The sequence below is a fragment of the Nocardia araoensis NBRC 100135 genome, assembly GCF_000308435.1.
GTDB lineage: Bacteria > Actinomycetota > Actinomycetes > Mycobacteriales > Mycobacteriaceae > Nocardia > Nocardia araoensis.
Genome location: NZ_BAFR01000057.1, coordinates 19,851 through 31,643 on the forward strand (window position 1 = coordinate 19,851; position 11,793 = coordinate 31,643).

Consider the following 11,793-nt stretch of genomic DNA (forward strand, 5'->3'; position numbering starts at 1 on the left):
CTAGAACGCGTTACATTTTTCTCGTACTGTGGGTGCAGTCACATATAAGCACGTGCATGCGAGAGGGTCGACAGGAATGAAGACGAAGGGCGCGATCCTGTGGGGGATCGACCAGCCGTGGTCGGTGGAGGAGATCGAGGTCGGTGACCCGGTCGCCGGTGAGGTGCAGATCCGGATGGAGACCGCCGGTATGTGCCACTCCGATCACCACATCGTGACCGGTGCGACCCCGATGCCGTCCTTCCCCGTCATGGGCGGGCACGAGGGCGCGGGCGTGATCACCAAGCTCGGCCCGAACTGCCCGGCCGATCTCCAGGTCGGCGACCATGTGATCCTGTCGTTCATCCCCGCCTGCGGCCGCTGTCCGGCCTGCGTGGCAGGACACATGGCGCTGTGCGACCTGGGCGCGGGTCTGCTGCTGGGGCAGGCGATCAGCGACGGCACCTACCGTATCCAGGCTCGCGGCGAGAATGTCATCCCGATGTGCCTGCTGGGCACCTTCGCGCCGTACATGACGGTGCACCACACCTCCGTGGTGAAAATCGATCCGAGCATTCCGTTCGAGGTGGCCTGCCTGGTCGGTTGCGGTGTCCCCACCGGCTTCGGCTCGTCCACCCACGTCGCCCAGGTCGCTCCGGGCGAGACCGTGGTCATCGCGGGCATCGGCGGCGTCGGCATGAGCGCGTTGCAGGGCGCGGTGCTGTCGGGCGCGTCGAAGGTGGTGGCGATCGACCCGAATCCGTGGAAGCGCGAGCAGGCGCAGAAGTTCGGCGCCACGCACACCTACGAGAGCATGGCCGCCGCGATCATGCCGCTGATGGAGGCCACCGAGGGCCGGATGGCCGAGAAGGTCATCCTGACCATGGGTGAGATGCACGGCGAGTACATCGAAGAGGGCCTGATCCTCACCTCGAAGGCGGGCACCCTGGTGGTCACCTCGATGGGCCGGATGGACGAGAACGACGTCAAACTGAACAGCTTCCTGCTGTCGATGCTGCAGAAGACGGTGAAGGGCTGCATCTTCGGCGGCGGCAACGCCCGCCAGGACGCGCCGCGCCTGCTGTCGCTGTACAAGTCGGGCCAGCTCAACCTGGACGACATGGTCACCCGCAGCTACTCCCTGGAGGAGATCAACCAGGGCTACCAGGACATGCTGGACGGCAAGAACATCCGCGGGATCATCAAGTACACCGAAGCCGACTGGTAGAGCCTCACCGCCGCCCGGCGAGCGCGGTGGCGATCCGTGCGATCAACTCGTACGGCACCGGTTCGCCGAGCCGGAACCGCAGCGTTCCCTTGCCCGCCCGGTACGGCTCGAGTTCGCGCGCCAGCGCAGGGTCGCCGTCCGGGACCGGGTAGAGGCTCACGTGCTGTTTCCAGCCCGCGAAGTGCACGATGTTGCGGCCGTGCAGCCGGAAGGTGGGGATGTCGTAGCTGATCGCCTCGGTGGCGTCGGGCAGGGCCGCCTGGATGGTGCGCCTGATCCCGTCGAGGATCTGCCGCGCGTCCTCGGGGAACGCGGCGAGGTATGCGTCGACGGTGGCGGGTCGGTCTGCCACGAGGTCCCTCGATTCCACGGTCGGTCACTGGTCGGCCCTGGCTTCGTGAGTGTAGGCAGCCCCGGGTACCGGATTCGGGAATCCCGGGGACTCGGCGCGCCTCAGATCCGGCAGCGCAGCAGAGCTTCGCGCAGGTTGCGGCTGCGGACGTCGTCGAGGACGGCCAGACCCAGCCGGTTCATCGTGTACCCGAAACCGAGCCCCGTTCCGGGATCGGCGAAGCCGAACGAGCCGCCCAGACCCGTGGTGCCGTAGGCGCGTTTGTCCGAGCCGAAGCGGAAGGTGCCGCGCGACTTGCGGAAGCCGAGGTGGTAGCGGCTCTTGGTGTGCAGCACCAGGTCCTCGGCGGGGACGTCGTCGGCGGTCTCGGCCGCGGCGAGCCGGTCCAGCAGGTCGTCATCGATCGGCAGTGCGCCGGTGCGACCGGCGGCCGCACCGTAGACCTTGGCCAGCGCGCGAGCGTTGCCCACTCCGTTGGACCCCGGCAGTTCCACTTCGAGGAACTCGCGCCGGGTCGCTCGCGCCGGAGCCCCGCAGCGCGGGTTGGTCAGCGCCGCGTAGGACAGTCCCCGCTTGGCGTAGATCTCGGCGCCGATGCGCAGCGGGAGATCGCGTTCATAGCGCAGCACGTCCAAGCCCTGGGTGGCCGACATCGTGGCGATGCGGTCCATGCTCTGCTCGGCGGGCAGGCCGATGAAGAAATCGACGCCGAGCGGTGCGGCGATGTCTTCGGCGAAGATCCGCCCGAGCGTGCGACGGCGCGGGTCGACCCGGCGCAGCAACTCGCCTTGGTACAGGCCGAGGGTGATGGCGTGATAGCCGTGCCTGGTGCCGGGCCGCCAAGCCGGTTTCTGCGCCGCCAGAATCGGCGCGAGGCCGTCCAGGTCGGCGATCTGGGGCAGTCGCACGGTCTCGCTCAGGCCGGACAACCCCGCCTGGTGATCGATCAGCTGGCGCACGGTGACCGCGTCCTTGCCGTGGGCGGCGAATTCCGGCCAGTACTTCGCCACCGGCTGCTCGTAGTCGAGCAAACCCTTGGCCACCGCGGCGGCGACGGTGAACGCCGCCATCCCCTTGGTGGAGGAGAACACCGGCACGATCGTGTCCCGCTGCCACGGCAGCGTGCGCCTGCGATCGCGGAACCCGGCCCACAGGTCCACCACGGGGCGCTCGCCCGCGTAGACGGCCACGGCGGCGCCGATTTCACCGTGGCGTTCGAAATTGCGGCGGAAGGCGTCGGCGACCGGTTCGAAACCGGACGCGACGTCGCCGTGAACAGTGGGCGTTTCACTCATGGTGAGTCGATGGTAGCTACGCGGTTCTCGTAGGCTCGCAGGGTGCGTTCACTCGAGCAGATCCGGGAATGGCCGGTCCGGCACGCGGCGGCCGCGGTGGTCACCGCCGACGGCGGCGTCGCGAGCGAAGGCGATGTGGAGCGGGTGTTCCCGCTCGCGTCGGTGACCAAGCCGTTGGTGGCGTACGCGGTGCTGGTCGCGGTGGAGGAGGGCGCGGTCGAACTCGACCAGCCCGCGGGCCCGCCCGGCGCAACGGTCCGTCATCTGCTGGCGCACACCTCCGGGCTCGCGTTCGACACCACCGACCTCCAGGCCGCGCCCGGGACCCGGAGGATCTACTCCAGCTCGGGTTTCGAGGTGCTCGCCGAGTTCGTCACCGCGCAGACCGGGATCGCGTTCGAGGAGTACCTGCGCGACGCCGTGTTCGAGCCGCTGGGCATGACCGCTTCGGCGCTGGCCGGTCCGGCCGGGCACGCGGCGCGGTCCAGCGCGGCGGATCTGGCCCGCTTCGCCGCCGAATTGCTACACCCCCAGTTGATCTCGGCGCAGACGCACGCCGAGGCCACCTCGGTCCAGTTCCCCGGCGTGAACGGCGTGCTGCCCGGCTACGGTTCGCAGCGTCCCAACGACTGGGGCCTGGGCTTCGAGATCCGCGACAACAAGACACCGCACTGGACCGGTGGCACGAATTCGCCACAAACCTATGGACATTTCGGCCAATCCGGGACATTTTTATGGGTTGACCCGAGAACGGGGTTGGCGTGTCTCGCCTTGAGCGACGAGAATTTCGGCGACTGGGCGCGCGCGGCCTGGCCACCATTGAGCGATGCCGTCATCGCGGAGGTGGCCGCCGCGCGCAACACGGTCACAAAGTAACACGTGTAACTTCGGGCACTCCAGTACACTCAGGCAACGCCAGTTCGACGAATCGTTGGGGAAGACGTTCCTCGTCGAAGCTGGAGGTGTTGGTGGTGCGCGCATCGAGTCAGTTCGCGGACGCGACGGCGGGTGTGGTCTACATCCACTCGTCGCCTGCCGCGCTGTGCCCGCACGTCGAGTGGGCGCTCACCTCGGCCCTCGGCGCCCCCGCGAAACTGCGCTGGACCGCCCAACCGGCCGACGGCCAACTGCGCGCCACCAGTGAGTGGATCGGCCCCGTCGGCACCGCGTCGAAGATCGCCCAATCGTTGCGCTCCTGGCCGGTTCTGCGCTTCGAGGTGACCGAGGACCCCAGCGACGGCGTCGACGGCGAGCGCTACAGCTTCGTCCCCGGCCTCGGCCTGTGGCACGGCTCGACGAGCGCCAACGGCGACGTCATGATCGGCGAGATGCGCCTGCGCGCCATGCTCCAGGCCACCCGCGAACTGGGCAAGTACTCCGCCTACGATCTGGCGGCCGAGATCGACCGCGCCCTCGGCACCGCCTGGGACGAGGACCTCGAAATCTACCGGTACGGAACGGAATCCGGCGCGGAGGTCACCTGGCTGCGCCGGGACGTGGGATAAGGAATCCGGCTGTCGCCGCGGCCCTGCCACGCCCGGGGCGCACCCTAGCCGTGCGACCACGGATTTCGGTAGCCGTTCGGAATCATGCTGTCGAACAATGCGCGCGCGTCGGCGGGCAGCCGCAGCAACTCGATGAACGAGCCGAGTGGTCCCCCGGCGAGGTAGACGAATTCCATGCCGATCTCCGCGACGGCGCAGTGTTGCGCGATCTCGGCGCCGCCCGCCAGAGCCTCCGCCAGGACGGCATCGAAATCATCTGGCACCCAGGCGATATGGTGCAAGCCGGGACCGGACCGATCGAGTGCTTCGGTGTACAGGTTCGTGCCCGAGACCGGTGCGATCAATTCCACTTGCTGCCCGCCCGCATAGCCGAGGGAACTGTCGATCGTGTAGTCGGCCGGCGCGCCGCGGTAGCGGCACGAGTCCGGGCCGAAACGCATGCGGGGCATGCGAACCCACTTGTCGACTCCGTAGCGCTCGGTGAATTCACGTTCGGCCGCTTCGATGTCGTGGACAACCCACGCCAGCTGGAAAATCGGGCCGGAAACGATGCTCATTCGGATACTCCTCAGGTGGATCGGCTGGTGACCGCCCGCAATGGCGCGAGTGACGGTGCGGTTCAGTAGTCGGCGAGGCGGATGGCGTTGGCCGCGCGTTCGAGCGGCTTGATGATCGGGCGCAGCGCCAAGCCCTTCCACGGCATGTGCCGCAGCATGCGCAGCATGGTGGTCTGGGTCCGGATCGCGCGCTGGTCGGCGGCCACCATCTGGGTGGCGTTGTTCCAGCCCAGCGTCAGGTTCCGGGTCACGTAGTCCCGCATGGCGCGTTGGTAGCGATCGAACGCGGCGTTGTGGTCGCCCGCGGCCGCTTTCAGCTCGCCCGCGAGGACATACGCGCCGACCAGCGCCATGCTCGTGCCCTGTCCGGACAGCGGCGACGGGCAATAGGCGGCGTCGCCGACGAGTGCGACGCGCCCGGCGGACCACTGGTCGAGATGAATCTGGCTGACCGAGTCGAAGTAGAAGTCAGGGGATTCGGGCATGGCTCGTACCAGATTCGGTGTCTCCCAGCCCGCACCGGCGAAGGCGTCGGCCACCAGCTGTTGCTGTGCGGCGCGGTCGCGCCGGTCCGGCAGTTGTTCCGGGGCTTGGAAGATGAACTGGGCTTTGGCCGACGAACGGCGGGTGCTGTACACCTGCACCACGCGCCCCGGAGTGGGATGGACCAGTTCCCAATGGTCGAGATCCAAGTTGTTCGGCACCGAGATCACGCAGGCCGCCATGCCGGTGTGCCGGGCGAATCGCTCCTCCGGCCCGAACGCGAGGCGGCGCACTGTCGAATGTATGCCGTCGGCGCCGATCACCAGGTCGAATACTCGCGGCTCTGCGTTGCGGAAGCGAACGGTCACGCCGTCGGTCTGCTGGGCCAGCCCCGTGATCGAGTCGCCGAACAGGTACTCGACCCGGCCCTTGGTGGCGTCGAACAGGATGTGCGCGAGATCGCCGCGCAACACCTCGTCGTCGCCGGGCGACCGCAGTCCGATCAGCTCGGGACCCAGGGTGGCCAGCGCTTTACCGGAGTCGTCGACCCACGCGCCGCCCCGCATCGCCGTCGAGGCCTCGCGGATTTCCGGCATCAGCCCCATCCGCTCGACGACCTCCATGGCCACGCCTCTGAGGTCGACCTTGTAGCCGCCCTCCCGCAGTGCGGGCGCCTGCTCGACGACGGTGACGGTGAACCCGTGGCGGGTCAGCCAGTAGGCCAGTGCCGGACCGGCGACGCTCGCGCCGGAGATGAGAACGGTTTTGTTGGTGAACTGTCGCGTCGTTGTCATGGGAACAGCGTCGGTCGCGGCGCTCACCACACCCTCACCATCGGCTCACCGCCGCTCACCGAGCAGTGCCGCCACCTCCTCGACCGAACGCCCGGCGCCGCGGTCATAGGCGGCGCGGAACTGTTGTTCGCCGAGTTCGGTGCGGCACCGCGCGGCGGTGCCGGCCACCTCACCGTCACCTGCGGCGGGCATCCCGCGCAGCGACTCGGCAGCGCCGAGCAGGAGCGCGGCCCGCACCGTATCCCCGCTCGCCGCGGCGACCCCCGCCAGGCCGGCCACCGCGGCCGCGGCCACCGGCCGGGATCGGTGACGGGCCAGCTCGAACGCCTCGCGGTACACCGCGAGCCCGGCTTCGATGTCCGCTTCGGCGAGCGAGACCCAGCCCAGTCCGATGAGGCTGCGCGCCCGGGCCTCCGCCATGCCGACCGAGCCGTTGTCGGGTAGCGCGATGGCCGTGTCGTAGTACTCCCGGGCGCCGGCGAAATCGTTTGAGGCCCGGCGCAGATCGCCGAGCCCGCGTATCGCGTTGGCGTACATGTCCGTCGCGCCTGCTGTCCGGGCCGATTCGGCGGCGCGCCGGTAGGCGGCGCGCGCTCCGTCCGGGTTCGCGCGGGCGAGCAGGTCGCCGCGCCGGTTGAGCAGGTCGGCGGCGTCGTCACCCGCGCCCAACTCGGTTTGCAGGACAACGGCCTCGTCGATGAGATCCAGCGCGACCGTCCGTTCACCGCGCCAGTCGGAGACGGCGGCGAGTTTGTCGAGGGTGGTGGCGATCGCCCAGCGGTCGCCGGTGGCGCGGAAACCCTCGAGAGCACAGTGGAACTCGGGCTCGGCCGCCAAGGGCTCACCGGACATGAGCAGGCGCAGTCCCTCGCCCAGCCGCAGGAACGCCTGCGACCACGGGTCGGGACCGAAGAGCGGGCGCTGCCGCTGCGGCGGCAGGTCGAGCAACCCGCCGACTGTCGCGAGCAGAAACACCAGATGCGGTCGCTGCAAGGGTCTTTCCAGACCGGAGAGCGCCGCAACCGCCCGGGTGACCGCTACCGACGGCCCGGCTCCCACGCGCGCGGCGATCGCCGCGCACAGACCGTATTCCTCGGCGCTCGCCGCCGGATCGAGTGCGGGCAGCAGCTTGCCCGCGAGTTCGACCGCCCCGCCCGGATGACCGCGCAGCCACCAGCACCACGCGTGCGCGGCGATGAGCCGTCGCGCCGACACCGGATCGGCGTCCACCGCCCAGCGCAGCGCCACCTGCACGTTGTCGTGCTCGGTGCTGAGCCGTGCCAACCAGTCCAGCTGGTCCGGACCGCGCAGCCGCGGATCGGCCCGCTCGGCCAAGTCGGTGAAGAAGCCGGCGTGGGCACGCTGCATCCGCTCACGCTCGCCGGACTCGGTCAAGCGCGCCAGACCGTAGGCTCGGATGGTCTCCAGCATCCGATAGCGGCCGCCGTGCACCTCGACCAGCGATTTGTCGGCCAAGCCCGCGAGCAGCTCGTCGGCGTCGTCGAGTTCGCAGACGGAAGCGGCCATGGCGGCGGACGCGCCGCCCGCGAAGACCGCGAAGCGCCGCGCCATGAGGCGCTCGGCCGGTTCCAGCAGACCCCAGCTCCATTCGACCACCGCCTGCAACGTCCGATGCCGTGGTTCTGCGGTCCGGTCTCCCCGTGCCAGCAGACGGAACCGGTCGGAGAGGCGTGCGTCGATGTCCTCCACTTCGAGGTTGCGCAGACGGGCGGCGGCGAGTTCCAAGGCCAGCGGCGTGCCGTCCAGTCGCGCGCAGATGCGCCGCACGGCCGCGATCGTGCCCGCGTCGACAGTGAATCCGGGCCGCGCCGCGGCCGCCCGATCGGCGAACAGGCGGACCGCCGCGCAGCCGAGCTGCTCCGACAGCGGCGCGTCGGCGGTCGCGACCGGCAGTTGCGCGATGGAGAGTACCGTCTCGCCGGTGATGCGCAGGGCTTCCCTGCTGGTCGCCAGCACCCGCAGTCCTGGACATTCGCGCAACAACCGATGGACCAGCCGCGCGGCCTCGAGCACCAGATGCTCACAGTTGTCGAGGATGATCAGCAAAGACCGGCCGGCGAGCATGGCGTACAGCCGGTTTGCCGCGTCGTCGTGCTCCCCGGTCGCGCGGCCGCCGAGCGCCGCCGCGATCTCCCGCGCCACCTGCGCGCCGTCCACCAACGGCGACAGATCCACGAAACACACCTCGCCCTGAGCCCGGGAGCCGGCTTCCAACGCCAGCCGGGTCTTGCCGGTGCCTCCTGGCCCGGTCAAGGTGACCAGGCGGGCCCGTGCCAGCAGCGACGCGATCCGAGCGAGCTCGTCGTCGCGGCCGACGAAACTGGTGAGCTGGGCCGGTAGGCGGCGGAACGCGGACGCGGCGACGGTGTCCCCGCGCAGGATCTCGAGGTGCGCCCGCGTCAGCTCGGCAGAAGGATCCGCCCCCAGCTCGTCGGCGAGCAGCCTGCGGCCCTGCTCGAACAACTCCAGCGCCTCCGCCTGCCGATCGCTCCCGGACAATCCGCGCATGAGCAGCGCACGGGCCCGCTCGCGCAAGGGATGTGCCGCGACGAGTTCGGTCAGCATCGCGACCACCGCTCGATGGTCGCGCAGCGCCAGCCCGGCTTCCGCCCGATCCTCCTGGGCCGCCAGCCGCGCTTCGGTGAGGCGGGTCACCACGGTCGCGGCGAACGGCGCGTCGCGGACGTCGGCCAGCGCCGCACCCCGCCAGAGTTCGGCGGCTTCGTCCAGCAGCGCGGCCGCGGCAGCGGGATCGCCGTCACGCAACGCGATCCGGCCACCCTCGGCGAGTCGGTCGAACCGGTGCGCGTCCACCGTGCCCGGGTCGACCGCGAGCCGGTAGCCCGCCGCCGAGGACGCCACCAGTTCGTCGGCGCCCGCCGCGCGCAGCGCCCGCCGCAACCGCGACACCTGGGACTGCAACGCGTGCCCGGCGTCGCCCGGCGGGTCCTCGCCGTAGAGATCGTCGATCAACCGCTCTCGGGACACCACACGCCCGGCCTCCAGCGCCAACACCGCCAGCAGCGACCGCACCTGCGGCCCACCCACCGCGACGGGGCTCCCATCGGGCCGTCGCACCTCCACCGGACCCAGGATCCCGAACCGCACGATCGCCAGTATGGCCCGGGGATCGACGGGCTGCCGCTTCGCCGGGTTCTCAGCACCGGCTTGCGTCCGCTGCGTCGTGGACGCCTATTCCGATGCGCCATCGACTCCGGTGCTCGGACGTAGTGCGGCAGCGGTCGGAACCGGGTCGTTCACTCCGCTCGGTGGGCGAGCACGGCGAACATGGTGACCGACAGGTGGTAGTCGCCCGTGGCGATGCCCGCCTCCATGGCGGCGAGCAGGTCGCGGCCCTCCTGCTCGGAGATCGCTCCGGCCTGGCTCGTTGACGCGATCATCTGCATGTACAGCGGGAGGGCCGTGTCCGGATTCCAGATCACCGCCTCCGAGCCCATGTCGTCGATGGTGAAACCGGCGGCGGTGAGCAGGCCGCGCAGGCGGCGGCCCGACGCCGGGTTGGGGATGGTGGCGCGCATAGCCTTCGACAGGCGGGCGAGCACATCTGGGTCGCCGGGATGCGCGATCACGGTGTGCCAGTCGGTGTCGATGAGCAGCACGCGGCCGCCCGGTCGCAGGACGCGGGCGATCTCGGCGGTGGCGGCCGCCGGGTCGTCCAAGTGCTGGTAGACCCGCTCGCACCGCACCGCGTCGAAGTAGCCGTCGGAGAACGGCAGCTGATCGGCGGTGGCTTCGACGAAGCGGGCACGGGAATCCGCGGTCTCGGCGCGGCCACGGGCGATGGCGAGCATCGCGGGGTTCGGGTCGACTCCCACCGCGTCGCCGTCGGGGCCGACCCGGTCGGCCAGTTCGATCACCTCGGTGCCGGTACCGGCGCCTATGTCCAGCACCCGCTCGCCCGGTCGCACGGTCGAGACCTCGTGACCCCATGCGCGCAAGCGCCGGATACCCGGCAGCTCGGCTTGCAGGTCGAGCATGCCGACCAGCGCGGCCATCGGGTCGTCGGTGGTGCGGGAAGCGTCCGGGATCGCGTTCACGTGGAACGACGGGATAGGCGGCGAGGGATCGCTCGACATGGTCCGACACTATCCCCGCGCCGCCGTCGACGGCAGTGTGCGGTCGACCCGTCGGGTGCGTTTCTCGCCAGGGCTCGCGGCTCGGTGTGGCTCCCCTTCGCCGGAGTTCACCGCTGGACATTGGCGATGCCGCCCGCCCGGCGTACCGTCTAGTTTGTGAGCAGTGGCGCCGTGCCGGGGGCAGCGGTGAAGGGCTCGGATCCGTGGGCCCGGGTTTTCGCGGCGCTGTACGACCCTCTGCTGTGGATGGGCGAGCGGGCGGGTATGGCCGCTCGCCGACGGGATCTGCTCAGCCGCGCGAGGGGACGAACTGTCGAGCTGGGCAGCGGTACCGGTCTCAACATGGGGTACTACCCGGACGGCCTCGACGAGCTGATCTTGACCGAACCGGAAGCCGCGATGCGGACGCGGTTGGCGCGGAGGCTGCGTCGCAGTGGACGCCGGGCACGTGTGCTCGACGCATCGGCGGAACGACTGCTGTTCGAGGATGAAACCGTGGATACGGTCGTCTCGACGCTCGTGCTGTGTACCGTCGACGACCCCGAACCGGTGTTGCGCGAGATCGAGCGTGTGTTGCGCCCCGGCGGTCAGCTGCTGTTCATCGAGCATGTGCGTTCGGAGTCGCCGCGACTCGCCCAGTGGCAAGACCGCCTCGCCGGCCCCTGGCGCCGGTTCGCGGAGGGCTGCCATTGCAACCGTGCCACGCTCGAGCTCATCCAGGGGTCCGGGCTGAAACTCGAAGACGTACAGGAAGCGTCGTGGCGAGGAGAGCCCCCGATCATTCGACCGCTGATCTTTGGTGCGGCTACCAAGAACACCTAGGGAGCGTCCGATGTCCGAATCCGGCTCCACGGATCTCAAGCGGCGGCATCGCGCGATATGGGCACTGGGCGACTATCCCTCCATCGCCACCGAGGTCATCCCTGGGCTGGGCAGGCGTCTGGTCGATGCCTGCTGTATCGGACCAGGTCAGCACGTGCTGGACATCGCGGCCGGGTCCGGCAACGCCGCGATCCCGGCGGCGGAGGCGGGTGCGGAGGTGGTGGCGAGCGACCTCACGCCGGAACTGTTCGAGGCGGGGCGGCGTCTTGCCGCCGACCGGGGCGTCGAACTGCGGTGGCAGGAAGCCGACGCCGAGGCATTGCCGTACGCGGATGCCGAGTTCGATGCCGTGATCTCCTGCGTAGGGGTCATGTTCGCGCCGTTCCACCAGGCGGCGGCGGACGAAATGGTGCGTGTGACCAAGCCGGGCGGCACGATCGGGCTGATCAACTGGACGCCCACCGGATTCATCGGGCAGATGTTCGCCACGATGAAACCGTTCGCTCCTCCGCCTCCGCCCGGCGCTCAGCCGCCGCCGATGTGGGGCGACGAAGCGCACGTGCGGTCGCTGCTGGGTGATCGCGTCACCGACCTCGAGTTGCGGCGCGAGACCGCGGTCATCGATCGCTTCGCCGACGGAACCGAGTTCCGCGACTTCTT

General features: G+C 69.8%; 11 protein-coding genes. 5 read left to right on the plus strand and 6 right to left on the minus strand.

The genetic code is table 11. The features are described 5' to 3' along the window. Positions 1-76: 76 nt before the first annotated feature. Positions 77-1,207 carry an NDMA-dependent alcohol dehydrogenase gene (locus ON21_RS07995; RefSeq protein WP_039796845.1) on the plus strand — a complete coding sequence of 377 codons (1,131 nt, stop codon included), beginning with the start codon at positions 77-79 and terminating at the stop codon, positions 1,205-1,207. Positions 1,208-1,211: 4 nt separating this feature from the next. Here ON21_RS07995 and ON21_RS08000 read toward each other — a convergent pair whose 3' ends face one another. Next, positions 1,212-1,559, minus strand: coding sequence for an iron chaperone (locus ON21_RS08000; protein WP_039796857.1), 348 nt, complete (start codon positions 1,557-1,559; stop codon positions 1,212-1,214). A 101-nt stretch (positions 1,560-1,660) separates the two neighbouring features. Beyond that, positions 1,661-2,854, minus strand: coding sequence for a serine hydrolase domain-containing protein (locus ON21_RS08005; RefSeq protein ID WP_039796846.1), 1,194 nt, complete (start codon positions 2,852-2,854; stop codon positions 1,661-1,663). 42 nt (positions 2,855-2,896) lie between these two features. Between ON21_RS08005 and ON21_RS08010 the strand changes: the two genes are divergently transcribed. Further along, on the plus strand, positions 2,897-3,730 hold the full coding sequence (locus tag ON21_RS08010; RefSeq protein WP_039796847.1) for a serine hydrolase domain-containing protein: 834 nt from the start codon (positions 2,897-2,899) through the stop codon (positions 3,728-3,730). Between the two features lie 95 nt (positions 3,731-3,825). Beyond that, positions 3,826-4,359, plus strand: coding sequence for a DUF3145 domain-containing protein (locus ON21_RS08015; RefSeq protein ID WP_039796858.1), 534 nt, complete (start codon positions 3,826-3,828; stop codon positions 4,357-4,359). A gap of 44 nt (positions 4,360-4,403) precedes the next feature. Here ON21_RS08015 and ON21_RS08020 read toward each other — a convergent pair whose 3' ends face one another. From ON21_RS08020 to ON21_RS08035, 4 genes are all read right to left on the minus strand, one after another. Beyond that, entirely contained in the window at positions 4,404-4,916 is a 513-nt protein-coding gene (locus tag ON21_RS08020; protein ID WP_039796848.1) for a VOC family protein, read from the minus strand. Positions 4,917-4,978: 62 nt separating this feature from the next. Then, positions 4,979-6,193: an FAD-dependent monooxygenase gene (locus tag ON21_RS08025; protein ID WP_039796849.1), complete on the minus strand. Its 1,215-nt coding sequence runs from the start codon at positions 6,191-6,193 to the stop codon at positions 4,979-4,981. A 45-nt stretch (positions 6,194-6,238) separates the two neighbouring features. Beyond that, entirely contained in the window at positions 6,239-9,322 is a 3,084-nt protein-coding gene (locus ON21_RS08030) for an AfsR/SARP family transcriptional regulator (protein WP_039796850.1), read from the minus strand. A gap of 149 nt (positions 9,323-9,471) precedes the next feature. Continuing rightward, positions 9,472-10,311 carry a methyltransferase domain-containing protein gene (locus tag ON21_RS08035; RefSeq protein WP_039796851.1) on the minus strand — a complete coding sequence of 280 codons (840 nt, stop codon included), beginning with the start codon at positions 10,309-10,311 and terminating at the stop codon, positions 9,472-9,474. 156 nt (positions 10,312-10,467) lie between these two features. Between ON21_RS08035 and ON21_RS08040 the strand changes: the two genes are divergently transcribed. Together ON21_RS08040 and ON21_RS08045 are read left to right on the plus strand one after the other, a co-directional pair. Beyond that, positions 10,468-11,133 carry a class I SAM-dependent methyltransferase gene (locus tag ON21_RS08040; RefSeq protein ID WP_245562506.1) on the plus strand — a complete coding sequence of 222 codons (666 nt, stop codon included), beginning with the start codon at positions 10,468-10,470 and terminating at the stop codon, positions 11,131-11,133. A gap of 10 nt (positions 11,134-11,143) precedes the next feature. Further along, positions 11,144-11,793, plus strand: a 650-nt coding sequence (locus ON21_RS08045; RefSeq protein ID WP_039796853.1) for a class I SAM-dependent methyltransferase, incomplete at its 3' end; no start/stop codon positions are given.

Coding starts and splice junctions, on each gene's coding strand:
- ON21_RS07995 (WP_039796845.1), top strand. CDS start 77: ATGAAGACGAAGGGCGCGATCCTGTGGGGGATCGACCAGCCGTGGTCG.
- ON21_RS08005 (WP_039796846.1), bottom strand. CDS start 2,854: ATGAGTGAAACGCCCACTGTTCACGGCGACGTCGCGTCCGGTTTCGAA.
- ON21_RS08020 (WP_039796848.1), bottom strand. CDS start 4,916: ATGAGCATCGTTTCCGGCCCGATTTTCCAGCTGGCGTGGGTTGTCCAC.
- ON21_RS08025 (WP_039796849.1), bottom strand. CDS start 6,193: ATGACAACGACGCGACAGTTCACCAACAAAACCGTTCTCATCTCCGGC.
- ON21_RS08035 (WP_039796851.1), bottom strand. CDS start 10,311: ATGTCGAGCGATCCCTCGCCGCCTATCCCGTCGTTCCACGTGAACGCG.